The organism is Chitinophaga chungangae (assembly GCF_017742215.1).
GTDB lineage: Bacteria > Bacteroidota > Bacteroidia > Chitinophagales > Chitinophagaceae > Chitinophaga > Chitinophaga chungangae.
Window position 1 is genome coordinate 978,659 of sequence record NZ_JAGHKP010000001.1, and the last position, 24,774, is coordinate 1,003,432.

Consider the following 24,774-nt stretch of genomic DNA (forward strand, 5'->3'; position numbering starts at 1 on the left):
GGTTTGCCGGGATACCGGGAAACCCGTATTTTCCGGTACCGGTATACGTGGAAGATAAAAACAGCCGGCGCTGGACTAGCCCGTGGGGATGTGCTTGGGGGCGGACTTACCGATGTTCCGGTATACATAAAAGAAACAAAAAGGCCGTTCCGGCATAATGCGGAACGGCCTTTAATATTTTACCGTGTCTGGTTATCCTTCTTTGGTAACGACGAAACTTTCTTTGATCTTATCGAGCAGTTTGCTTTCGATCATTTGTTTGGCGAGAACGATCATATTGGAGAAAGCCCTTGCGCCGGAAATGCCGTGACCGATGATCACGGGCTCGGCTACGCCGAGAACGGGCGTGCCGCCATATTGCTCGAAATCGAATTTATCGATGTATTCGTCTTTGATATTGCGGCGAACGGCCACATCGTGGAACGATTCCGCCATTTTCAGCACTACGTTGCCGGTGAAACCTTCGCAAACGATCACGTCTACGTGGTCTTTAAAGATATCGCGGCCTTCCACGTTGCCAATGAAATTGATCTGCGTGTTTTCTTTCAGCAGGGGGTAGGTGGCCTGGGCGAGGAGGTTTCCTTTTCCTTCTTCTTCACCGATATTCAGCAGGCCGACCTTCGGTGAAGTGGTGCCCATGATGTATTGGGAATAGAGGGAACCGAGAACGGCGAACTGCGCCAGGTTTTCGGGCTTGCAATCCGCGTTGATGCCCACATCCAGCAATAGACCCAAAGAACCGTTCTCGCGGGGGAGAATGGTGGAAATGGTAGGCCGCTGGACGCCTTCGATAAGTTTGATGGAATAGATGGCGCCCACCATCATAGCGCCGGTATTGCCGGCACTGATGAAAGCGTCGATCTTTTTATTCTGCAGGAGATAAAAGCCGATGGAGATGGAAGATTGCGGCTTTTCCTTGAGTGCTTTGGTAGGATGTTCATTCATCCCGATGATCTGGGATGAATGAACGACTGTATATCTTGACTGGTCCAACTGCGCGCCGGCGAGCAATGGTGTTAAGACTTGCTCATCACCAATCAGCACGAGGTGCGCATCTGTTGCCACACTGCTTAAAAATAACTGTACTCCTTTTACTGCTTCTACGGGGGCGTAATCGCCGCCCATCATATCAAGCCCGATTCTCATGAAACTGCTGTTTGTCTGTTAGCTCGGGGGTAAAATTAGTAAAAATTATTATTTAGCAGCTGCTTGTTTTTCCAAAACAACTTTTCCTTTGTAGAACAGTTTGTTCTCTACCCAATGAGCACGGTGTCTCAGGTGCACTTCGCCGGTAGCGCTGTCTGTGCTTAAAGTGTCAGCAACTGCCTTGTAATGCGTCCTTCTCTTGGCTGATCTTTGTTGCGAGTGTCTGCGTTTAGGATTCGGCATCTTATTTAATTTTTAATTGTCTACGTTTTTATTTTAATTGTCCCTGAATTTCTCCAATCCTTTCCAGATCGGGTTGGTGTCGTCGTCGCCCGGTTTGTTCATTTTAGCCAGCATCTCCAGCACTTTCGGGTCGCAGCCGCTGGTACCGTCCGGATTGTCCGGGTGGATGCGCTGCATCGGGATGCTCAGGTTGATGAACTCGTACACGAGGTCCGCCACGTTCAGGTGGCTTTCGGTCCGGCTGATATACGTCACATCCGGGTCCTCATCCGTGTTCATCTCCCCGGGATTATCCACCAGTTTGATCACCTGGTTGAAATCGTCCCATAACTGCATCTCGAAAGGCTGGCCGCAACGGTCGCAGGTAACGGTTACCGTACCCCCGACCTCGAATTTCAACAGGAAAAAACCCGTTTTCTTATCAAATTGTAACTTTACAGTGGCGTTACAGTTCGAGAAATCCTGCTGACCGTAGTTCTCAAAGAAACTGTCAGTGATCTGGTATTGGAATGTATGCACTCCGGGCGTCAGACCTACAAAAGCTATGTCGAATTCGCGGAGATGCTTCATATCTAAAACCTCACTTTTAGAGGGATGCAAAGGTAATCAAATATTCTCAAAAGCAAAAATTTCCTACTTTTGCTGATTGTCAATCAGGTATTATATATGAAAATATATAAAAATGTCAGATATTTAGAGATAGATACTTCCGTCAAAATTAATAACTTCACACAGTACTCGGATAATTTTGTTGTTTAATGCCTTATGGAATCCTATAAAGCCCCCTATTCCCCAGACGATATGGCACCTAAAGGTAGAATAGGCCGGACAAAAAAACGCGCGCTGAAGACCACTTCCACACCCCAGGAAGGGCTGCCGGACATTTTTGCCCTGCCCATTTCAGTGTACCTTCAGAATACCAACGCAGGTGTGCTCGTTTCGGATGAAAAACACCGTTTCATCTGGGGCAACGACGTATTCATGGGCTACAATACCTTTCCCTACACCGGGAACATCATCAACATCGCTTTCCAGCCCTTTATCGATCATATTGCCCCGCTGACTACCGATCCGTCAGGATTCGAGTTGAAAATGAAAGAGTTACGTAAGAAGAAAAAACCTTTCTTCGGCTGGGAGCTCACTTTCAGCACCGGGCATATCCGGGAAGTCAGCTACATCCCCGTGTTCGACAACAACCGTTTTGCCGGCAGCATCTGGCAGATCGTGGACGTTACCCGCCACCGCCAGTGGCAGGAAGAGCTGAAACGGGCGGACGAAAAATACCGCGTCATCCTCGACAATCTCAACGCCGCCCTTTGCGAAACCGACCTGGAAGGCAATATCACCAAGGTCTATGAAAGTTTCTGCCGCATGTCCGGCTACACCGAGGAAGAACTGATCGGCCGCAACATCACCGATGTGTTCGTGCCCGAAGAAAACCGGGAATACGCCCGCAACCTGCGCCGTTACCGCGTCGAAAAAAAGCTCGCCCTGCTGTACGATATGGAGATCGTGCTGAAAGACGGCACCCGCAAATGGGTGCTGGCCAGCTCCGGCAATATCTACGACCGCGAAGGCAACGCCATCGGCGGCGTGGGCATTCATATGGACATCACCCCCCAGAAAGCCCTTCAAAAAGAGCTGGAACAGGCCAAACAGGCCGCCGAAGAAGCCCAGCGCGCCCAGAAGGAATTCCTGGCCAATATGAGCCACGAGATCCGCACGCCGCTCAACGCCATCATCGGTATGGCCCACCTGCTCGACGAAACCGCCCTCAACGACGAACAAAAAGAATATATCAAAATTTTAAAACATTCATCCGGCATCCTGCACGGCCTGATCACCGACATTCTCGACATTTCCAAGATCGAGGCCGGCAAACAGGAAGTGCACCCCCGCGAGTTCGACCTGCGCGATCTTATCCAGAGCATGAAACACACTTTCCAGCTGAAACTGGCGCAAAGGCCCGTGGAAGTTACGGTGGAGCTGGACAAACGCATCGATTCCCTGCTGATCGGCGACGATATGATCCTGAACCAGATCCTGATGAATTTGCTGGGAAATGCGGAAAAATTCACCAAAGAAGGTGAAATTGCAATAAAGGTTTACCTTGAGAATATCCAGGGTAACGCCCTCTGGATCAGGTTCATGGTTTGCGATACGGGCATCGGCATCCAGAAAGACAAGCTGGAACTGATCTTCCAGAATTACAAACAGGCGGAAAAAGACATCCGCGAGCGGTACGGCGGCACAGGCCTCGGCCTGGCCATCGCCAAACAGCTGGTGGAACTGCAGGGCGGGCACATTTCCGTGGAAGAAGGGCCCGATTACAGCACCTGTTTCAGTTTCACGCTGCCTTTCATCGATACGCGGAAGGCCGTGCACCCCGTGGGCGAGCACGATATGGAAAACAAATACTCAAGGATCGATTTTGGGCAAGCGAAAGTGCTGGTGGTGGAAGACAACCCGATGAACCTCAAGTATATCATCAGCCTGCTGGAAAAGTACAGGATCAACTACCAGCTGGCCACCAACGGCCCCGATGCGCTGTATTTCCTCGAATCCAGGCAATACGACCTGGTGCTGATGGACATCCGCATTCCGGGCATGGACGGTTTCGAGCTGGCGCGCAAGATCCGGGAAGACGAAAGCCGGCCCAACGTGGCGACCCCGGTGATCGCCACTACGGCCGCCGCTATGCCCAGCACCATTTCGCTGGCGCGCAGCATCGGCATTACGGATATCCTGACAAAACCCTATACTCCGGACCAGCTGTTGCAGGTACTCAACAAGTACCTCAACGAAGATGAAACAGAAATCATTATGGAAGTGCAAAATATAAGCGGTTATGAATTCCATCCGGCGCTCGACGTCAGGTACCTCAACACCCTCTATGAAAGCAACATCGGCTACGCGATCGATCTGTTCGAGATTTTCGTGATGACCATCAGGGAGGAAATGGACAAACTGGAGAGAGTGGCGGAGGAGCAGGACTGGGAAAAACTGAAATTCCAGGTACATAAGATCAAGCCTAACTTTTCAATGGTCGGGCTCACCTGGATCACGGGCAAAATGGAAGCCCTGGAAAGCATCCTGCGCAAAGCCGAGGAGCTGAACGTGATCCCGGGCATGCTGGAAGAGATCACCACGGAAGTGAACGGTCTTTATCCGACGATCGAATCAGAGCTGCAAAAAATGTACGCGTTCGTGAAGAATCATGAGAATTCCTAATTGTATTGCTGTAACACGTCCTTCACGTCATTGTAGTAATTCCCGCCGAAAAGATTGAGGTGTACCAGCAAAGGGTACAGCTGACAAAGCCCCAGGCGCTGCTGCCATCCCGGTTCCAGGGGGCGGATGGCCTGGTAGGTGTAGTAGAACCGTGTGTCGAAACCGCCAAAAAGGCGCGTCATCGCAAGGTCCATTTCACGATGACCGTAATACACCGCGGGGTCGAAAATAACGGCCTTGCCGTTTGCGCCTACCAGGAAGTTGCCGCTCCAAAGATCGCCGTGCAGCAAAGCGGGCGGCTCGTCCGGGAACAATTGGGGAAGGCGCCGGCAAAGGGTTTCCAGCTGCTGCAGCACGGGTTTGTCTATCCGGTAATTGTCGAACGCCATCTTCGCGAGCGGCATCAGCCGGTTGAACGCGTAAAAAACGCTCCAGTTGGTATAAGGCGTGTTGTATTGTTTGATGGAACCGATGTAATTGGCGGAATTCAGCCCGAAAAACGGCCTCGTCTGATCGTGCATGCGCGACAGTGAAGCGGCAAAACTTTCCCAGAAATCGGGCGCCGCGGTGCCTTTTTCGAGAAATTCCAGCAGCAGGAAAGCACGGTTGCCCGCGGAACCATAACACAAGGGCCTGGGCACGGTAATAACGTTGGCGGCGCGCAGCTCTTCCAGCCCGCTCAGTTCCCTTTCGAACATGTCCGGGTATTTCCGCGCGTCGTTCATCTTCAGGAAAAAACGGCCTTCCGTGGTATCGAGAAGGAAAGTTTCATTGATATCACCGCCATGTATCCGCTCTGCGCGATTTATCTGTATTTTCACCGATAATTGACGGGAAAGGGCGGTGTTCAGTTCCCGTTGGATCATTTCATCAATCATAGTCCTTTCTGCTTAAATGGAAACAAGGGTCCGGCCGGTAAAACATATCATTTCAACAGCTGCCGGTATGGCGGGTATAATTTTGCTGACCTGGATTTTCGCCGCGGACGGGTGGCTGGCGGAGCTCTATTTTCATAGGTGGTACGAATTTATCAGTACGTTATTGAGAAATATTTTCGGAAGAGTGCCTTTCAGTATCGGCGATGTAATATACTGCGTCTGGGTCGGAATCAGTATAATTTTTTTGTTAAGATGCTTGTGGATGCTCATTCGCGGCCGATGGAAAGATCTGCTGGACCTGTTCCTCAAAGGCGTTTCCTCGCTCGTCTGGCTGTACTTCATTTTCCTGCTGCTGTGGGGCGGGCATTATCACCGCACTTCCATGGTAGCAGATCTTGGTTTTAAAACGAAGGATTACACCACGGCCGATCTTTACCTGCTTACGGACACCCTGGTAAAACTCGCTAACCGCGACCGTGCTGCGATGGACACGCAGGCGCTTCCGCGCAAACAAATGTTCACGCTCGCCGCGCGGGGGTACAACCAGCTCGCGCGTTCCGCGCCCACGCTGCAATACAGGAATACATCCGTTAAATCTTCGCTGTTCGGGGAATACCTGAATTATCTCGGCATAACGGGTTACCTGAACCCTTTTACGAATGAAGCGCAGGTGAACACCACCGTGCCGCATTTCCAGCAGCCGTTTGTTACCTGTCATGAAATAGCCCACCAGCTTGGGTTTGCGCCGGAGGAAGACGCGAATTTTATCGGCTATCTTGTCGCCAGCAGGATGGAAGACGGCCGTTTCCGTTATGCCGCCAATTTCGACATGCTGCTTTACAGCATCCGCAGGCTGGGCCGCCGGAACAGTTACCTGGCAAGGGTGTTGTGGGAAAAAACATCGCCCGGGGTGCGGGAAGACGTACGGGCGCTGATCCGTTTTTATGAACGATACGAAGGGCCGGCAGACGATTATTCCGCCCTGCTCTACGATCAATACCTCAAAGCTAACCGCCAGAAACACGGTATCCGCAGTTACAGCGAAGTGATCGGCTGGCTGATGACGTACTACCGCATTTAGTTCATCATCAGCACGTTCACGCTGCGCTGCAGGATGTTGAACGCGATCTCCGCCATCAAATTTTCCCTGTCCAGCGTAGGGTTCACTTCCGTGATCTCGAAACAGCAGATCTTGCGGTGCTGCATGAACTTCGAGATCAGGTCTTCCGCTTCCCTTTCCCGCAAACCATTGCTCACAGGCGTGCCCGTACCGCGGGAGATAGACGCGTCGAGACTGTCAACGTCAAAAGAAACATAGATGTATTCGCAATCGCTCAGGTAACGGAACACGGAGCGGGCGATGGCCTCGGGGCCTTTACGGCGCACTTCGTTGGTGGTGAACACCTTCATGCCGTATTTTTTGATCAGATGTTCTTCTTCTTTTTCGTAATCCCGCAAAGAAATGAACACGATGTCTTCCGGCAATACCTTCGGCGAGATCTTCCCCAGGTTTTTGAGGTTGTTCCACATGCGGAGGGTATTGTCGTCCAGCTCATGCACTTTATGGTCCTCATTGTCTTCCGCGATGGAAATGGCCAGCGGCATGCCGTGCATGTTGCCGGAAGGCGTGGTGAAAGGGGTGTGAAGATCGGCGTGCGCATCGATCCAGATCACGCCCAGCTTGGCTTTGGGCCTTGCTATCTTGAGCCCCGCAATGGTGGCGCCCGCCGTGCTGTGATCGCCGGACAGCACCACGGGAAACCAGTTTTGTTTGATGGTGTCGCAAACGCTTTTGCTGATGCGCTCATACAAGGTATGCGTGCCTTTGATGCGTTTGGCGTACGGGGATTCTATCGGTTCAAAAAGCAGCTTGTTCTCCGTTTCGATCTCTTCGGTGGGAAAATGCACGAAGAAATTGCTCATAAAATCGAGCGCGGCGATCTTGATCGCATCCACTCCCAGGCTGGCGCCGCGCGTGCCTGCGCCGATCTCGGACTTAACCTCGATGATCTTGATGTTTTTCATACATTGTTTTGGTGTGTGGCCGCTGATGCCGGTTTAGCCCAGTATGCCGCGGCTGATCACGATCCGTTGTACTTCGGACGTGCCTTCGTAAATCTGTGTGATCTTCGCGTCGCGCATAAGCCGCTCCACGTGATATTCTTTTACATAACCATACCCGCCGTGCACCTGTACGGCTTCCGTGGTTACCCACATGGCGGTTTCGGAAGCGAACACTTTCGCCATGGAGCTGCTGAGCGTGTAATCCAGGTGATTGTCTTTTTCCCAGGCCGCGCGCAGGCACAGCAGTCTTGCCGCTTCGATGCGCGTGGCCATGTCCGCCAGTTTGAACTGGATGGCCTGGTGCTGGGAGATCTCTTTCCCGAATGCTTTTCTTGTTTTGGAATATTTTAACGCCAGCTCGTACGCGCCGCTCGCAAGGCCCAGCGCCTGCGACGCAATGCCGATGCGGCCGCCGCCAAGCGTTTTCATGGCAAATTTGAAGCCGAACCCGTCTTCCCCAATGCGGTTTTCCTTCGGCACCTTCACGTCCTGGAACATCACGCTGTGCGTATCGCTGCCGCGGATGCCGAGTTTATTTTCCTTTGCGCCGATGGTAATGCCCGGCGTGTTTTTTTCGACGATCAGCGCGTTGATGCCTTTGCTGCCCAATTCGGCATGCGTTTGCACCATCACGAGGTATATGCTGGCGGAATTGCCGTTGGTGATCCAGTTTTTGGTGCCGTTCACCAGGTAATGGTCGCCTTTATCTTCCCCGAGCGTACGCTGTGAAGTGGCGTCGGAGCCGGCTTCCGGCTCGCTGAGCAGGAATGCGCCGATCACTTCGCCTTTTGCCAGCGGCGCCAGGTATTTTTGTTTTTGTTCTTCAGTACCATAGGTTTCAAGCCCCCAGCAAACGAGGGAATTGTTCACGCTCATCACTACGGAAGCGGATGCGTCTACTTTCGAGATCTCTTCCATGGCCAGCACATACGAAACAGTGTCCAGCCCGGAACCGCCGTATTTCGGATCGACCATCATGCCCAGAAAGCCCAGCTCACCCAGTTTTTTGACCTGTTCCGCCGGAAATTTCTGCTGTTCGTCCCGTTCAATTACGCCCGGCAATAATTCGTTCACGGCAAAATCCCTCGCCGCTTTTTGTATCATCAGGTGTTCTTCCGTTAACTGAAATTCCATGTAAATTTTGTTTTAGGATAAGATTGTTGGTGTTTACAAACCTATTTTAAAATGAGGATGTAAAAAAATCACCCCCGCAGAATTAAACGGTAACAAGCATTTCAACGGTATTGTTGAATATTTTGCAGCAATCCGGGCCGATTTCTTGGGCTTTTTCCATTTGCGGCCGCGCTGAAAATGCCTGAAGTCTATTATTTTTGTAGGAATATGGCAGTGAATTTTAACAACTACCGGCAGGTGTTGCAGCAACTGGAACCCTATAAGGCAAAACTGGTAGCAGTATCAAAAACCAAACCCGTAGAAGATATCCGGGACCTTTACGCCGAAGGCCAGCGCATATTCGGGGAGAATTATGTGCAGGAACTGGTGGATAAGGCCGGCCAGCTCCCGCAGGACGTGCAATGGCATTTCATCGGCCACCTGCAATCCAACAAGGTAAAATACATCGCGCCTTTCGTGGGCATGATACACGGGGTAGACAGTCTGAAGCTGCTCGCGGAGATCAGCAAACAAGCGCTGAAACATCACCGCGTGATCGATTGCCTGCTGCAGGTGCATATTGCGACGGAAGAAACCAAGTTCGGGCTCAGCGAAACCGAATTGTTCCAGCTGCTGGAGCAGGCCGGGAGCCTCGCGGGCGTGCGCATCGCCGGCCTGATGGGCATGGCGAGCAATACGGACGATGAAACGCAGGTGCGCAGGGAATTTGCGGGGCTTAAAACGCTGCATAACGCTGTGAAGGAGAAGTATTTCCCCGGCGATGAATTTTTCAAAGAATTATCCACCGGCATGAGCGGTGATTATAAAATCGCGCTCGAAGAAGGCAGTACGCTGGTACGCATCGGCAGCCTGCTTTTCGGCGCAAGGAACTATGCTTAAACAGATCAGTATGAAAAAATGGATGATCGTTGCAGTGATCGGCCTTGCCGCCTGCAGCGCAAACAAAAAGGCCACCCTGGCCACCGGCCCCTGGCAGGCGCACCTGCTGCGGGAAGACGGCGGCGATATCGTATTTAATTTCGAGCTCACTGACAGCGCCGGCAAAAAGGCCATTCACATTCTCAACGCCGGTGAACGCATGCTGGTAGATGATGTGCGGCAGGAAGGCGATTCCGTCTTCATCCGCATGCCCTTTTTCGATTCCGAATTTAAAACCGCCCTTCAGCCGGACGGCAGCCTGCAGGGCCTGTGGATACGCCATCTGGCGGCAAACGACGCGAACATCGCGTTTAAAGCGGTGCCCGGTGTGGCAGAGCGTTTTGCGTCCGCCAACCCGGCCAAACATAATGTATCCGGCCGCTGGCCCACTTATTTTACATCGGCAGACGGGAAAGATACCAGCTTAGCCATCGGCGAATTTGCGCAGAACGGCAACGCGGTGACCGGCACCTATCTCACCACCACCGGCGATTACCGTTACCTGCAGGGCGTGGTGGACGGCGACACGCTGAAACTCTCCACCTTCGACGGTTCGCATGCTTACCTGTTCACCGCCAAAGTGGAAAACGATTCCACCCTCAGCAACGGCGTGTTCTTCGCAGGCATCACCAATAAGGAACAGTTCACCGCGAAAAAAGACAGCAGCGCCAAACTGCAGGACGCCACCACCATCGCCACCGTAAAGGAAACCGGCGCCACGCTCGATTTTGTTTTCCCCGATGTCAACGGGCAGAAAGTGTCTATCAAAGACGAACGTTTCAAAAACAAAGCCGTGATCGTACAAATCTCCGGCTCCTGGTGCCCCAACTGCATGGACGAGACCGCTTATCTCAGCGAATGGTACAAACAGAACAAAGACCGTGGCGTGGAGATCATCATGTTGTGTTACGAGCGCACCACCGATTTCGAAAAATCGAAAAAAGCGGTGCAAAGCTTCATCAAACGGTTCGATGTAACGTATCCCGTACTGATCACCGGCGTTACGCCTTCCGATCCGCAAAAAACGGAGAAAACGCTGCCGCAGCTCACCGCGCTTAAAGGTTTTCCCACTACCATTTACCTGGATAAAACCGGCAAAGTGAAAGAAGTGCATACCGGGTTTAACGGTCCTGGTACGGGAGAGCACTACGAAACCTACAAAAAAGAGTTCAACCACCTGATGGACGGGCTTTTGCAATAACGCCCGCACGATATTTCATCCAAAAAGGACCGCCTTGCGCCAGGGCGGTCTTTTTTTATGCGCGATTCCTTTTTATATTTCGGAACAATCACGTTTATGAAAACAACCCTTTTTTTCCTCGCCGCCCTTTTTGCCGTGCCCTGTGTGGCGCAGCAGCAGCTGAAACCGGCCGTAAACGCCGCGGAAGCGGGTTTTTCCGCGGCAAGGCTCGCCCGTATAGACAGTTTTTTCAATGATGCCGTCGCCAAAGGATATACGCCCAACGCGGTCACTTTCATCGCCCGCAACGGCAAGATCGTGCATAACAAAGCCTATGGCTACGCCAATATTGAAAAGAAGGTCCCGGCGAGGACGGACGATTTTTTCCGCATCGCGTCGCAGACCAAACTGGTGACCACCATCGCCGTGCTGATGTTGTACGAGGAAGGAAAGCTGTTCCTGGACGACCCGGTGGCGAAGTACCTGCCCGAGTTCAGCGACATGCAGGTGCTGGACAGTGTGGACAAGGCTACGGGCAAAGCCATCACGCACAAAGCGCGGAAAGCCGTTACCATCCGGCATTTGTTGTCTCACACGGCAGGCATCCCATACCAGCACCCCACGCACAAAGTGCCCGGCGGCGCCCTCAGCGACCTGGACGGTCTTACGCTGGATTCGCTCATCCGGCAAGTGGCCGCGCGGCCATTGGTGCACGAGCCAGGTGAAAAATTCACGTACGGTTACAATACAGACATTGCGGGAAGGGTAGTGGAGGTGATCTCCGGGATGAACCTTAGCCAGTTTTTCACGACCCGCATCTTCCGGCCGCTGGGCATGAACGATTGTTATTTTTACCTGCCGCCTTCGAAAGCCGGCCGCCTGGTGGAGCTGTACGCCAAACGCACGATGGATGACCCCATCACGCTCAGCACCAGCGTGGAAAACCGTACTTTCCCTGTTGCCGGGAAACAAACGCTGTTCCTTGGCGGGGCGGGACTGGTGTGCACGGCGGCGGATTATGCGAAAATATGCCAGCTGATCCTCAACGGCGGCAGCTACAATAACGTGCGGCTGCTGTCGCGGAAGACAATAGAGCTGATGGGCCGCAACCAGATCGGCGACAATTTCGTGTGGGACCGCAACGACAAGTTCGGCCTGGGTTTCCAGATCATTACGGAAGACACGCGGTACGGCGACCAGGCGACGCCGGGCTCGCTCACCTGGGGCGGGGCATATTGTTCCGAGCATACGATCGACAAAAAAGAGGGATTGATCCTGCTGGTGTTCACGAATGTGAGCCCGTATGCCTGGTATGGCGATTTTGTGCGGAAGTTCAGGATATTGACGTACGGGGCGCTGGAGTAGTTGCGGTTTTTCGTTTTGAATCTTCGCGTTTCGGAGACTTTCTCAGTTGCTTGGAATGGATGGGGAATGGGGGTAAATTGCTTTTGATGGCCGGTTATGTCAAAAAACAATCAATTGAGCAATGGTTAAGAAAAGAGAAATCATAGTAAATGACACTACTATAGGCGTGGTTGGTTATAATAACGATGATTACATATCAATAACTGATATGTTGAAAGCAAAGGAGGGGGATTTTTTTATATCCGACTGGCTTAGGAACAGAAATACCGTTGAGTTTTTAAGTATCTGGGAATCGATCAATAATCCGGATTTTAATTATGGCGAATCTGCCATAATTAAAAGTAAGGCCGGGTTGAATAACTATAAGATAAGTGTAAAGGAATGGGTTGAAAAAACAAAAGCAGTGGGACTTATCGCAAAAGCAGGCAGATATGGAGGGACGTATGCCCATAAGGATATTGCCTTTGAATTTGGTACATGGATAAGCCCTGCCTTTAAATTGTACTTAATTAAAGAGTTTCAGCGGCTGAAAGAACTGGAAAGTAACATACACCACCTGGAATGGAACTTTCGAAGGAGTTTAGCGGCAACCAACTATAGAATCCATACCGATGCCATAAAAGACAAGCTGATCCCCTGGGGAGATACGCCTCAGAAAAACGACGCTTACATTTATGCAGAAGAAGCAGACCTGATAAACCTGGCTTTATTCGGTCTCACGGCAAAACAATGGAGGGAACAATACCCGGAAGAAGCGTATGGGCATGCAACAATCAGAGATTGTGCAGACACCCATCAACTTATCGTGCTTTCCAATCTTGAAAATCTTAATGCGGTTTGGATCAGACAGGGAGTCGGGAAGAAGGAACGGTATGAAATGATGAGAGAAGCCGCAATCGATCAGCTGGCTTCTCTTCAAAAATATCTAGCAGATCCTGCAACTATTGGAAGTCCTAAAAAGAAAAAAATATAGTCGGAAACTTTAAAAGTCATTCCTTAAAACTCATTCTTCCACATCATGCTCTCCACCGGCCGCACCGTTCTGCCATTGTATTTGGCATTGCCCTTTTTGTTGTAGAAAGTCTCGATATCGCCTTCCACCGCGAAATAGATCAGCTGGCCGATGGGCATGCCGGCGTATATCCGCACGGGTTGCGCGCAGGAGATCTCCAGCGTCCAGGTATTGCAAAAACCTACGTCGCCCTTGCCCGCCGTGGCGTGAATGTCGATCCCCAGCCGGCCCGTACTGCTTTTGCCTTCCAGGAACGGCACATGCGCATGGGTTTCGGTATATTCATACGTTACGCCCAGGTAAAGCGTGTTCGGCTGCAGCACATAACCCTCCTCCGGGATCTCGAAATGCACGATCTCGTTATGCCTGCGGGCATCCAGCACCCGGTCCGCATACGTGGCGAGGTATTTCCCCAGGTGCACGTCGTACGAATTGGTGCCCAGGTATTTGCGATCATAAGGGCTGATCACGATAGTGCCCTTTTCAATTTCCTCCAATATCCTTTTGTCAGACAAGATCATGATGTGGTTTGTTTAGGTTTAGGCCGGTTGGGTATTTCCGATTAAATTCGCGTTTAATAGCGGCGAATTTATGGCTTTAATACGAACGATACAAATTGACCCCGCCACGAAGCTGGGAGTGTGGAAAATTGGTGAAGAAGAAGCGTTTTTCCGGTCCGAGGTCATCATCGAGCCCGGCGTTCATCACCCCCACAAACGCCTCCAGCATTTCGCCGGCCGGTATCTCCTCCGCCAGCTGTTCCCGGACCTCCCTGTCAACGAAATCCGCATCCTCGAAAGCAGAAAACCGTATATTCCCGGAAATCCTTATTATTTTTCCATCTCGCATTGCGGAGACTTTGCCGCCGCCATCGTGAGCACAAGGGAACATGTTGGCATCGATATCGAAAACGTTCAGCCCAAGATCGGCCGCGTAGCGCACAAATTCCTCGCCCCCAGGGAAGCGGAATTTATGTCGGCGCAACACCGGCTGCAGCATCAAACCGTCTGCTGGTCCGCCAAAGAAGCGGTCTACAAATGGTACGGGCTCGGCGGGCTCGACTTCAAAGCCAACATGCAGCTGCAAGCCTTTCCCTTTCAGAACACGGGTTTCATTACCTGCGATTTCCTGAAAGAAGACAGGCTGGCCTGCCTCGACCTGCAATACATACTGGAAGATAACCTATGCCTGGCCTGGACGGCGGGAGAAAGAAAACAACAGACAACATGAGAATATTTCTGCTCGGTTTTATGGGTGCCGGAAAATCCTATTGGGGCAAACAGCTCGCCAGTCACTGGAACCTGCCGTATTTCGACCTGGACGATGTGATCGTGGAAAGGGAAGGAATGGCCGTTGCCGAGATCTTCGCCGAAAAAGGCGAAACCTACTTCCGGGAACAGGAAGGCCGCATCCTGCGCGAACTGGCACTGGACAACGACACCTTCCTTATCGCCTGCGGCGGCGGAACGCCCTGCTTCAGCGATACGATGGACTTCATGAACCAGCACGGCATCACCATCTGGCTGAACCCTTCCGTGCCCGTAATGGTCGAACGGCTGCAGCGCAAACAGGCAAAAAGGCCGCTGATACAAGACCTTTCAGCCGAAGAACTGACCGCCTTCACGGAAAAAAAACTGGCGGAGCGGCAGCCGTTTTATGAGCAAAGTCAGGTGATCATCAGCGACGATGCCATATCTTTGGAAACTTTCGATAAATTGGTAAGGCATGCATAAAACATTTCTCGTATGGGCGGCGCTGCTGGGCGCGCTGGCAGTTATTCTCGGCGCATTCGGCGCGCATAAGCTGAAGGAGCTCGTGCCTCCTGAAACCGTCAGCACGTTCCAGACCGGCGTTACCTACCAGTTTTACCACGTTTTCGCCTTGCTGGCGGTGGGCATCCTGTACGCTCATGTGCCCGGCCCGCAGCTCATCTGGGCCGGCCGGTTGTTCCTCATCGGGATGCTCCTGTTTTCCGGCTCGCTGTACGTGCTCACCCTCCTGAAAGCCACAGACACCGTGGGTTTGCGCGGCATCGGCGCCATTACGCCCATCGGCGGGCTGGCCTTCATCGGCGGATGGGTAATGCTGCTGCTGGGCATTCTCAAAAAATAATCTCCCTTATGATCAAGAAGGCGGCCCTATGCCTGTTGCTGTTATTATCGTCCGTTACGTATGCCCAACATCAACCGGCGTATGAAGGCGTGAGTATTCCCAATAAAAACGTTACCCTGTCCGGCACACTCACCATTCCGGCGGCAGACAAGCCTGTTCCCGCCGTGGTGCTTATTTCCGGCAGCGGCCCGCACGACCGCGATGAAACGATGATGGGCAAAAAACCTTTTCTCGTGATCGCGGAATACCTGACCCGGCGCGGCATTGCCGTGCTCCGGTACGACGACAGGGGCACGCACCGCTCCACCGGCAATTACGCGCAATCTACTATTCCGGACTTTGCCGCGGATGCCCAGGCTGCATTCGATTTCCTCAAAAAATATCCGGGCATCGATCCGGAAAAAATAGGCATACTCGGTCACAGCGAAGGCGCAATGATCGGGCAGGTAATGGTGGCTGGGGAGAAAAGCGCAGCGTTTTTTGTATCGCTGGCGGGGCCCGGGCAGAACGGTGATCTTCTGATGAAAGAACAATCGGCCCAGCATTTCAAAAGCCTTTCGGAAAAAGAAGTTAAAGCACAAATGGCTATGCTGGACACTGTGCTGCAGATCGTGAAAGACGAAAACGATACGCTCGTAATGCAAAACAGGCTCCGCAATCTGTTCGGGGATTTTTACGACAATAGCCCGGCCACGCTGACCAGCGCCATTTCGAAGGAAGACCTGATAAAAAGAGGGCTCGTCAACTATACCCGCGTGAATTTCAAAGCCATCTTGCAGCACGATCCCGCAAAGTTTTTTCCCCACATCAAATGCCCTGTGCTGGCCATCAACGGCGATAAGGACACACAAGTGGCCTGCGATACGAACCTGAAAGCATGGAACGATGGCCTGGCCGCCGCCGGCAATAAAAAAGTAACCGTCAAATCCTTTCCCGGCCTCAACCATCTTTTCCAGCATTGCAAAACCTGCACGATGTTTGAGTACGGACAGCTGCCCGAAACAATATCTCCCGAAGTTCTTGCGTATATTCAGGCATGGATAGCCGTGCAAACCGGGCTGAAAAAAAGCTGATCATGAAAAGAGCCGCCTTTTGTTTATTGCTGATTTCCCTTTGCTGCACAGTGTTTGCGCAGCAGGCGGAGATCCCCGCATTTAAAACCAGGGAAGTCGTTTTTCACAACATCGCCGATTCGGTGATGCTGAGCGGCACGCTCACCTATCAGCAAACTTTCGAGCCTGCGCCCGCTATCCTGCTTATCGGCGGCTCCGGCGCCACGGACCGCGACGGAACGGTATTCGGGCATAAATTCCTGAAAACGGTCGCGGAATACCTGAGCGGGAAAGGTTTTACCGTGCTGCGGTACGACGAGCGAGGGGTGGGGCGGTCTACCGGGAAAGCGCAGGGTGCGGACATTGCAGACCTCACCCGCGACGCCAAAGCCGCGCTGGCCTTTCTGCGGCAAGACAAGCAGGTGAACCCCAAAAAACTGGGCATCCTCGGCCACAGCGAAGGCGGCGCCATCGGGCTGAGGCTGGCGGCGGAAGACCCTTCCGTGAAATTTTTTATATCCATGGCCGGCCCGGGTGTGGACGGCGTACAAATGATACTGGCGCAAACGGAAGCGATCTACAGGAACATGGGCATGAAAGACAGCATGGTGCGGATCAAGGTAGCGGAACAACGCGCCATGGCCACCGCCATCGCCGGAGAGCCGGATACCACTAAGCTCAAAGCCCGCATCATAGCCAATGCCAAAGCGCAATACGCGGCCAACCCGATGCTGAAAACGGCTTATACGGAAGAAAAATTCACGTCGATGTTGGCTTCGGTGTACATGATGCCGGAATATTTATCCATAATCCGCTTCGACCCGAAAAAATATTTCCCCGCCGTAAAATGCCCCGTGCTGGTGCTGAACGGCGCGAAAGACATACAAATACTAAGCGGCGTGAACCTCGGAGGCTGGCGCAAAGGCGTGCCAAAAGCCACTGTGAAGGAAATGCCCGGATTGAACCATCTTTTCCAGGAATGCAACACCTGCAGCGTGCAGGAATATGCATCCATCAAACAAACCATATCGCCCGCCGTGCTGGAAGAAATAAACAGCTGGCTGTGGCAAACGGCCGGGCGCCGGAAATAATTTTCCGCGATTGCCCGGGCAATAGTTAATTTTGATTTCGATTATGGCAGGTAACAAACTGAAATCAGAGAAGAAAGAACCTAAAAAGAAAAAAGAGCAATTACCGGACCCATCCACGCTGAAGCCCGATAAGGAGCCCGAAGTGAAGGTGAAGGAACTGGTGAAGGACGAGCGCACCCACAAAGTACTGGGCGCTTTTTTCCTGTTGCTGTCTCTCTACTGTTTTATTGCATTTACTTCTTACCTGTTCACCTGGGAAGAAGATTTCGATAAAGTACACCGGTATTCCTCATCGGTGCTGTTCAGGCATGAAATTGAAGTGGACAACCTGCTGGGCCGCCTCGGCGCGTTCACGTCCCACTGGTTTTTCTTCAAAGGGTTCGGCATCGCTTCGTACCTGTTCTGTTATTTCTTTTTCATCATCGGTATCAATTTTATTGTAGGCCGCCGCGTATTCCGCTTCTGGCGCAATGTGAAATATATCATTTTCGGGTTGCTGTTCATCAGCATGACCTTCGCGTTCCTCACCGGCAAATCGGCCTTCCCATGGGGAGGCGCCCTGGGCGATGCGCTCAATCGCTGGACCAGCGGCTTCCTCGGTAAAACCGGCGCGGGCCTCCTGCTGGTGGTGGCCGGTCTGAGCTGGATCATCTGGAAGTTCAACGTCGATTTTAAATGGCCTGAAAAGAAACCCAAACCGGTGAAAGAGCCGTTTGCAGGTTTCGGCGAGCCGGATGAAGAACTGGAAGACGATGAAAGTTCCGCTCCCTTTGCAACGCAGCCCGCGAAAAACAACGCGATGAAAGGCGACGGAAGCCCCATCACCGTAATCCCGCCGGTGGAAGAAGAAGCGTTCGAACAGGAATTGCAGCTGATCGAAAAAGAAGAAGAGCCCGCGGCCAAATCGATCACTTACATCCCGCCAGTACCCGAACCGGAACTCACGATGACGGTAAATGAACCGGAGCCCGAGCCAGAGCCAGAGCCGGAACCGGAGATCTACACGCCGCCGGTTCCCAAAAAGAACACGAAGGCGGAAGAAGTGGCCTTCGAGATCAAACCCGTGTACGAAGACCCGACCGACGACGAGGTGGAAGAGATCGTGCCCGTGCGCGAAGCCGTGCCCACAGATCCTTACGAGCCTACGCTCGACCTGCGCGACTACAAATACCCCGCGCTGGACCTGCTGGAAAACCACGGGTCGGACAAGATCGTGCAGGACGCTTCCGAACTGGAAAAGAACAAAAACCAGATCATCGACACCCTCAAGAACTACGATATTTCCATCCAGAAGATCAGCGCCACCGTCGGGCCTACCGTTACGCTGTACGAGATCGTACCGGCGGCGGGCGTGCGCATTTCGAGGATCAAGAACCTGGAAGACGATATCGCCCTGAGCCTTTCGGCGCTGGGCATCCGCATCATCGCGCCCATCCCGGGCCGCGGTACCATCGGTATAGAAGTGCCGAACGTGAAAAAGACCATCGTGTCGCTCCGCAACATGCTGGCCTCCGACAAGTTCCAGCACAGCCAGATGGACCTGCCCATCGCGATCGGGAAAAAGATCGACAACGAAAACTTTATCGCGGACCTTGCCAAAATGCCCCACCTGCTGATGGCGGGCGCTACCGGCCAGGGTAAGTCCGTGGGCATCAACACCCTGCTGGTGTCGCTGCTGTATAAAAAACATCCCTCGCAGCTGAAGTTCGTGCTGGTAGACCCGAAAAAAGTGGAATTGTCGCTGTACAAGCTGATCGAAAAACACTTCCTCGCCAAACTGCCCGGGGAAGAAGACGCGATCATCACCGACACCAAAAAGGTGGTGCATACCCTCAACGCATTGTGTATCGAAATGGACCTGCGGTACGACCTGCTGAAAGAAGCGGGCACCCGCAACATCCGCGAATACAACGGCAAATTCACCCAGCGCAGGCTCAATCCGCAGAAAGGCCACCGTTACCTTCCCTTCATCGTGCTGGTGATAGACGAGTTCGCCGACCTGATCATGACGGCGGGCAAGGAAGTGGAAATGCCGATCGCCAGGCTGGCGCAGCTGGCGCGCGCCGTGGGCATACACCTCATTATCGCCACGCAGCGCCCGTCTGTGAACATCATCACGGGCACCATCAAAGCCAACTTCCCGGCGCGTATCGCCTTTAAAGTATCTTCCAAGATAGATTCCCGCACCATTCTGGACATCGGCGGCGCCGAGCAGCTCATCGGCCAGGGAGACATGCTGATCTCCTTCAACGGCGAGCTGGTGCGCCTTCAGTGCGCATTCGTAGACACGCCCGAAGTGGAAAGCGTGGCCGAGTTCATCGGGGAGCAGCGCGGATATCCTGACGCGTTCCTGCTGCCGGAGTACGTCGACGAAAAAGATATGGAAGGCAAAGACTTTTCGCTGGCCGACCGCGACCCGCTCTTTGAAGAGGCCGCACGTGTGATCGTGCAGAACCAGCAGGGCTCCACCTCGCTGCTGCAGCGCCGGATGAAGCTCGGCTACAACCGCGCGGGCCGCCTGATGGACCAGCTGGAAGCCGCCGGGATCGTAGGCCCCAACATGGGCAGCAAAGCACGCGACGTGAATGTGAAAACCGAAGCCGATCTCGAAGAAATTCTTAACAGTATGTTATAATTTGCGCCGGAAGGCAGCGCATGTTTCCGCATTTGGCGGAAATAAACGAATTTTGCATTTCTTTAACATGACGGTATAAACTTACCGGCATAAGATTTGGTCTAATTCCCTACAACTAGAACATTTAAAATTATGATGATGAAGAAAACGGTACTTACGGGTTTGATCATATGCGGAATGGTGATCGGCGCAAACGCCCAAACCGGTTCCGCCGGCAAAAACGACCCGAAAGCCAAGGTGGTGCTGGACGGCGTGAGCAAAAAATTCAAATCCCTCAAATCTGTTATCGCTAATTTCGTGCTCAAGGTGGAAGGCGCCAATAACAGCGTGAACGACACCAAAAAAGGCTCCGTTTACGTAAAAGGCCCCAAATACAAGGTGATCATGGACGGGCAGGAGATCATCAGCGACAATAAAACCTCCTGGACCTACGCTAAAGACGTGAATGAAGTGACGATCAGCAATGTGGACCAGAGCAACAGCAGCATGACGCCCGCCAAGATCTTCACCAATTTCTACGACAACGACTTCCTGTACCGCCTCAACGGTGAAACCACCGAAAAAGGCAAAGTATTGCAGAATATCGAACTGACGCCAACCGACAAATCCAAGAACTTCTTCAAAGTGCTGGTAGACGTGGATAAAAAGAACCAAACCCTCGCCCGCATGAAGGTTTTCGAGAAAAACGGCAACCGTTACACCTACGAGATCCTCAATTTCCAGCCGAATGGCGCTGTGAAAGACGATCTGTTCACTTTCGACGCCAAAAAATATCCCGGCGTGGAAGTGGTGGACCTCCGCTAACAGCAACCTTTTCAACTATATAGATACGGCTCCCGTACTGGGAGCCGTTTTCATTTGCAGCGGCCAGTCTCCGCCGAATGTCATCTATCGGCCGCAACTAGCATAACTTTGCATTTTTTTGCTACATTTGCCAAGTTTTATTCTAAAAATCAAGCAATATGGCATACGACGTAATCGTAATTGGTAGCGGCCCCGGTGGATACGTGGCGGCTATCCGGGCTTCTCAACTGGGATTTAAAACAGCAATTGTAGAAAAGGAGAGTTTGGGCGGTATCTGTTTGAACTGGGGCTGCATCCCGACCAAGGCATTGTTAAAATCCGCACAGGTAGTTGAATACATCAACCATTCCAAAGATTACGGCGTAACCGTTGAGGGATCTACGGTGGATTTTCCTGCCGTGATCAAACGCAGCCGCGGCGCGGCCGATAAAATGAGCAAAGGCGTTCAGTTCCTCATGAAGAAGAACAAGATCGACGTGATCATGGGCACCGCCAAGCTCGTCGCCAAAGGCAAAATAGAAGTGACCGATAAAGACGGCAAAGTGTCCGCACAGGAAGCCAAACACATCATCCTGGCCACCGGCGCCCGCTCCCGCGAGCTGCCGAACCTGAAGATCGACGGTAAAAACGTGATCGGGTACCGCCAGGCCATGAACCTGCCCACACAGCCCAAAAGCATGATCGTGGTCGGCTCCGGCGCCATCGGCGTTGAATTTGCCTACTTCTACGCCACCCTCGGCACCAAAGTGACCATCGTTGAATTCATGCCGCGCATCGTGCCGGTGGAAGATGAAGATATCTCCAAAGAACTGGAAAAGATCTACAAGAAAAAAGGCATCGAGGTAATGACCAATGCCAGCGTGGAAGCGGTGGAAGGCGCCAAAAACGGTGTGAAAGCCAAAGTGAAGACCGCCACCGGTGAAGTGACCCTCGAAGCGGACGTTGTGCTGAGCGCCGTAGGCATCTCCGCCAACATCGAAGGCCTGGGCCTCGAAACCCTCGGCGTAAAAACCGACAAAGGCAAAGTAACCGTAGACGCGTTCTACAACACCAACGTTGCCGGCATCTATGCCATCGGCGACATGGTGCCTGGCCAGGCCCTGGCGCACGTTGCTTCCAAAGAAGCCATCGTTTGCGTGGAAGCCATCGCTTACGCCGAGAAAAAATACAACCACAAACCGCACCCGATCGACTATAACAACGTTCCCGGCTGTACCTACTGCACGCCTGAGATCGCTTCCGTAGGCTATACCGAAAAAGCGGCCAAAGAAGCCGGTTACGAAGTGAAAGTGGGCAAGTTCCCCTTCAGCGCTTCCGGCAAGGCTGTTGGCGCCGGCGCTACCGAAGGTTTCGTAAAAGTGATTTTCGACGCCAAATACGGCGAATGGCTGGGCACCCACATGATCGGGATGAACGTGACCGAAGCCATCGTGCAGACGGTTACCGCGCGTACGCTGGAAACCACTTACATGGAAGTGCTCAATTCCATCCACCCGCACCCGACCATGAGCGAATCCGTAAAAGATGCGATCGAAGTGGCTTACGGCGAAGCGATTCACCTGTAAATCAAACGATTGATACGATATGGCAAGGGCCGCACCAGCTGGTGCGGCCTTTTTTGTGTTATGGTTAATCCTCCGGTTTACAGTAAATTGCCGCTTTGATTCACCAAATCCATCTTATGAGGCAAAAAATCGCGACCTGCCTGTTGCTGGCAGTTTTATCCCTCGCACATCTTTCCGTTTTTGCCACGGAAGGCATGTGGCTGCCGCAGCTGCTCGGCAGGCTGAACGAAAAGGAAATGAAGGGCATGGGCCTGAAGATCACCGCGGCAGATATCTACAACGTCAACAAAGGCAGCCTGAAAGACGCCATCGTTAGTTTCGGCGGCTTCTGCACCGGGGAGGTCATTTCCTCCAAAGGCCTGCTGCTCACCAACCACCACTGCGGCTTCGACGCCATCCAGAAACATTCTTCCCTGCAAAACAATTACCTCGACCGCGGCTTCTGGGCGCGCAGCATCCGCGAAGAACTCCCCAATCCCGGGCTCTTCGCCACTTTCATCGTACGCATCGAAGACGTTACCAGGCAGGCGCTGGAAGGCGTTGCCGGCGATCTTTCCGAAAGCCAACGCCAGAGCGCGATCGATAAAAATCTGAACAGGATCAAAGAAACCGCGAAAAAGGAAGCCTGGCAGGAAACCCTCGTCAAGCCGTTTTTTGAAGGCAACCAGTATTTCCTGTTCGTAACAGAAACTTATAAAGACGTTCGCCTCGTTGGCGCGCCGCCTTCCTCCATCGGCAAGTTCGGCGCGGATACGGACAATTGGGTGTGGCCCCGCCATACCGGCGACTTTTCCATTTTTCGCGTGTATGCCGGGAAAGACGGCCGCCCCGCGGAATATTCGGCAGACAATGTGCCGCTTCAACCCAAACATTTCCTCCCCATTTCGCTGGACGGCATCGCGGAGAACGACTTCACAATGGTATTCGGTTTTCCCGGCCGCACCAACGAATACCTGCCTTCCGAAGCGATGAAGCTCACAGTGGAAGGGCAGGACCCCGCCCGCGTCAGCATGCGCGACGCCGCGCTGAAAGTGATCGACGGCTTCATGCGGAAAGACGAACAGATCAAAATTCAATATGCCGCCAAACAGGCTTCCATCGCCAATTCCTGGAAAAAATGGATCGGCGAGATGCAGGGCGTGCGCCAGACGGGCGGCATCCAACGCAAACTGGATTATGAAGCCCGTTTTCAGCAACTCGTAAAAAACAACGCCGTATACCGCGGTACCTACAGCGGCCTGCTCGATTCGCTGAATAATCTTTATAAATCGCAGGCGCCTTACGCCGTTGCCCGCGATTATTACAGCGAGCTCGTCCGTAACGTGGAAATGCTCGGTTTCGCCAACAACGCCATCACGCTGCTGCAGGAAACAAGGCTGAAAGGAGAGGAGCAATACGAAACGCTGAAACAGGCTTATCTCGCCAAGGCAAAACCACAATACCAGAACTATAACAACGATGTGGACCGCGAGGTGGCCACTGCTTTGCTGGATATTTATTTCAAAGAGGTGCCTTCAAATAAGATCGGTGGAGAAGCTTACCAGATCTGGATGGAAACGAATAAAGACGGGAAAAGGACGGCCGATAAAATGTACAGCCAGTCTGCGTTTGTTTCGTACGACAAACTGACCGCATTCCTCAACAGGCCTTACAAAACCGTGTCTGCCGACGTATGGAAAGACCCCGCCACCCGTCTCATGATCGGTCTGCGCAACGGTTATATCGACTTCATCAACAAACCGTACGACGCGCTGCAGCCTGAGATCAACCGCCTGCAACGCCGCTATATGGCCGCGCAGATGGAAGTGATGAAAGACAAACGTTTTTACCCGGACGCCAACAGCACCATGCGCGTCACCTATGGCAAAGTGAACGGTTATGCGCCGCGCGACGCCGTGCGGTACGACTTCATCACCACGCTGGACGGTGTAATGGAAAAATACAAGCCCGGCGATTATGAGTTCGACGTGCCTGAGAAACTGCGCGAGCTTTACGCCAAAAAAGATTACGGCCCATACGGCGCAAACGGCAAAATGCCGGTATGTTTTATCGCCAGCAATCACACTACCGGCGGCAATTCCGGCAGTCCCGCGCTGGATGCGCACGGCAACCTTATCGGCCTCAACTTCGACCGTACCTGGGAAGGCACGATGAGCGACATCAATTACGATCCTTCCATTTGCAGGAATATTATGGTAGACATCCGGTATGTGCTCTTTATCGTGGATAAATTCGCGGGCGCGAAAAACCTGATAGACGAACTGAAACTGGTGCATCCAAAGAAGAAGGGAACGAAGGTAACGACGCCATTGAAGAAAGCGTCTTAAAATAAAAAGCCCCGGAT

The 24,774-nt window shown here is 52.6% G+C and carries 22 protein-coding genes; 15 read left to right on the forward strand and 7 right to left on the reverse strand.

Annotation, left to right across the window (positions count from 1 at the left end; all coding sequences use genetic code 11):
* Positions 1 to 192: 192 nt before the first annotated feature.
* Genes plsX through J7I43_RS04150 form a run of 3 tightly spaced genes read right to left on the reverse strand, consistent with a single transcriptional unit; the run spans position 193 to position 1,959 of the window.
* Entirely contained in the window at positions 193 to 1,146 is a 954-nt protein-coding gene (gene plsX, locus J7I43_RS04140) for a phosphate acyltransferase PlsX (RefSeq protein ID WP_209143545.1), read from the reverse strand.
* A gap of 48 nt (positions 1,147 to 1,194) precedes the next feature.
* The gene (gene rpmF / locus J7I43_RS04145) at positions 1,195 to 1,389 is read right to left on the reverse strand and encodes a 50S ribosomal protein L32 (protein ID WP_120516147.1); all 195 of its coding nucleotides are present in this window, start codon (positions 1,387 to 1,389) and stop codon (positions 1,195 to 1,197) included.
* 33 nt (positions 1,390 to 1,422) lie between these two features.
* Positions 1,423 to 1,959, reverse strand: a complete 537-nt coding sequence (locus J7I43_RS04150) for a YceD family protein (RefSeq protein ID WP_209143547.1) — start codon at positions 1,957 to 1,959, stop codon at positions 1,423 to 1,425.
* A 231-nt stretch (positions 1,960 to 2,190) separates the two neighbouring features.
* Between J7I43_RS04150 and J7I43_RS04155 the strand changes: the two genes are divergently transcribed.
* Positions 2,191 to 4,620 (forward strand): PAS domain-containing hybrid sensor histidine kinase/response regulator, encoded by a 2,430-nt coding sequence (locus J7I43_RS04155; RefSeq protein WP_209143549.1) that lies wholly within the window; start codon positions 2,191 to 2,193, stop codon positions 4,618 to 4,620.
* Here the strand turns inward: J7I43_RS04155 and J7I43_RS04160 are convergent.
* Positions 4,617 to 5,486 (reverse strand): fructosamine kinase family protein, encoded by an 870-nt coding sequence (locus J7I43_RS04160; RefSeq protein ID WP_209143551.1) that lies wholly within the window; start codon positions 5,484 to 5,486, stop codon positions 4,617 to 4,619. The two genes, J7I43_RS04155 and J7I43_RS04160, sit on opposite strands and share 4 nt — an antisense overlap.
* A gap of 79 nt (positions 5,487 to 5,565) precedes the next feature.
* Here J7I43_RS04160 and J7I43_RS04165 point away from each other — a divergent pair, with 79 nt between their 5' ends.
* Positions 5,566 to 6,579, forward strand: a complete 1,014-nt coding sequence (locus J7I43_RS04165; RefSeq protein ID WP_209143553.1) for a DUF3810 domain-containing protein — start codon at positions 5,566 to 5,568, stop codon at positions 6,577 to 6,579.
* On the opposite strand, the gene J7I43_RS04170 is transcribed toward J7I43_RS04165, so the two are convergent.
* Both J7I43_RS04170 and J7I43_RS04175 read right to left on the reverse strand, forming a co-directional pair.
* Positions 6,576 to 7,523, reverse strand: coding sequence for an arginase (locus tag J7I43_RS04170; RefSeq protein WP_209143555.1), 948 nt, complete (start codon positions 7,521 to 7,523; stop codon positions 6,576 to 6,578). The genes J7I43_RS04165 and J7I43_RS04170 overlap by 4 nt on opposite strands.
* Before the next feature lie 33 nt (positions 7,524 to 7,556).
* Positions 7,557 to 8,696: an acyl-CoA dehydrogenase gene (locus J7I43_RS04175; protein WP_209143557.1), complete on the reverse strand. Its 1,140-nt coding sequence runs from the start codon at positions 8,694 to 8,696 to the stop codon at positions 7,557 to 7,559.
* Positions 8,697 to 8,903: 207 nt separating this feature from the next.
* Between J7I43_RS04175 and J7I43_RS04180 the strand changes: the two genes are divergently transcribed.
* From J7I43_RS04180 to J7I43_RS04195, 4 genes are all read left to right on the forward strand, one after another.
* Positions 8,904 to 9,575, forward strand: a complete 672-nt coding sequence (locus J7I43_RS04180; protein ID WP_209143559.1) for a YggS family pyridoxal phosphate-dependent enzyme — start codon at positions 8,904 to 8,906, stop codon at positions 9,573 to 9,575.
* 10 nt (positions 9,576 to 9,585) lie between these two features.
* On the forward strand, positions 9,586 to 10,815 hold the full coding sequence (locus tag J7I43_RS04185; RefSeq protein ID WP_209143561.1) for a TlpA disulfide reductase family protein: 1,230 nt from the start codon (positions 9,586 to 9,588) through the stop codon (positions 10,813 to 10,815).
* Between the two features lie 96 nt (positions 10,816 to 10,911).
* On the forward strand, positions 10,912 to 12,159 hold the full coding sequence (locus J7I43_RS04190; RefSeq protein WP_209143562.1) for a serine hydrolase domain-containing protein: 1,248 nt from the start codon (positions 10,912 to 10,914) through the stop codon (positions 12,157 to 12,159).
* Positions 12,160 to 12,280: 121 nt separating this feature from the next.
* Positions 12,281 to 13,132, forward strand: a complete 852-nt coding sequence (locus tag J7I43_RS04195) for a KilA-N domain-containing protein (protein WP_209143564.1) — start codon at positions 12,281 to 12,283, stop codon at positions 13,130 to 13,132.
* A gap of 23 nt (positions 13,133 to 13,155) precedes the next feature.
* On the opposite strand, the gene dcd is transcribed toward J7I43_RS04195, so the two are convergent.
* The gene (gene dcd / locus J7I43_RS04200; protein ID WP_209143566.1) at positions 13,156 to 13,692 is read right to left on the reverse strand and encodes a dCTP deaminase; all 537 of its coding nucleotides are present in this window, start codon (positions 13,690 to 13,692) and stop codon (positions 13,156 to 13,158) included.
* A 70-nt stretch (positions 13,693 to 13,762) separates the two neighbouring features.
* On the opposite strand from dcd, the gene J7I43_RS04205 reads away from it, so the two are divergent.
* From J7I43_RS04205 to J7I43_RS04245, 9 genes are all read left to right on the forward strand, one after another.
* The gene (locus J7I43_RS04205) at positions 13,763 to 14,401 is read left to right on the forward strand and encodes a 4'-phosphopantetheinyl transferase family protein (RefSeq protein ID WP_209143567.1); all 639 of its coding nucleotides are present in this window, start codon (positions 13,763 to 13,765) and stop codon (positions 14,399 to 14,401) included.
* The gene (locus J7I43_RS04210; protein ID WP_209143569.1) at positions 14,398 to 14,904 is read left to right on the forward strand and encodes a shikimate kinase; all 507 of its coding nucleotides are present in this window, start codon (positions 14,398 to 14,400) and stop codon (positions 14,902 to 14,904) included. The genes J7I43_RS04205 and J7I43_RS04210 overlap by 4 nt, the downstream gene beginning before the upstream one ends.
* Entirely contained in the window at positions 14,897 to 15,283 is a 387-nt protein-coding gene (locus tag J7I43_RS04215; protein ID WP_209143571.1) for a DUF423 domain-containing protein, read from the forward strand. Before J7I43_RS04210 ends, J7I43_RS04215 begins: the two co-directional genes overlap by 8 nt.
* Before the next feature lie 8 nt (positions 15,284 to 15,291).
* Positions 15,292 to 16,356: an alpha/beta hydrolase family protein gene (locus J7I43_RS04220; RefSeq protein ID WP_209143573.1), complete on the forward strand. Its 1,065-nt coding sequence runs from the start codon at positions 15,292 to 15,294 to the stop codon at positions 16,354 to 16,356.
* Between the two features lie 2 nt (positions 16,357 to 16,358).
* Positions 16,359 to 17,426 carry an alpha/beta hydrolase gene (locus J7I43_RS04225; RefSeq protein WP_209143575.1) on the forward strand — a complete coding sequence of 356 codons (1,068 nt, stop codon included), beginning with the start codon at positions 16,359 to 16,361 and terminating at the stop codon, positions 17,424 to 17,426.
* 43 nt (positions 17,427 to 17,469) lie between these two features.
* On the forward strand, positions 17,470 to 20,061 hold the full coding sequence (locus J7I43_RS04230) for an FtsK/SpoIIIE family DNA translocase (protein ID WP_209143577.1): 2,592 nt from the start codon (positions 17,470 to 17,472) through the stop codon (positions 20,059 to 20,061).
* A gap of 138 nt (positions 20,062 to 20,199) precedes the next feature.
* Positions 20,200 to 20,865: a LolA family protein gene (locus J7I43_RS04235; protein WP_209143579.1), complete on the forward strand. Its 666-nt coding sequence runs from the start codon at positions 20,200 to 20,202 to the stop codon at positions 20,863 to 20,865.
* Positions 20,866 to 21,023: 158 nt separating this feature from the next.
* Positions 21,024 to 22,430 carry a dihydrolipoyl dehydrogenase gene (lpdA, locus tag J7I43_RS04240; protein WP_209143581.1) on the forward strand — a complete coding sequence of 469 codons (1,407 nt, stop codon included), beginning with the start codon at positions 21,024 to 21,026 and terminating at the stop codon, positions 22,428 to 22,430.
* A gap of 116 nt (positions 22,431 to 22,546) precedes the next feature.
* Positions 22,547 to 24,757, forward strand: a complete 2,211-nt coding sequence (locus J7I43_RS04245; protein WP_209143583.1) for a S46 family peptidase — start codon at positions 22,547 to 22,549, stop codon at positions 24,755 to 24,757.
* The last annotated feature ends 17 nt before the right edge of the window (positions 24,758 to 24,774 follow it).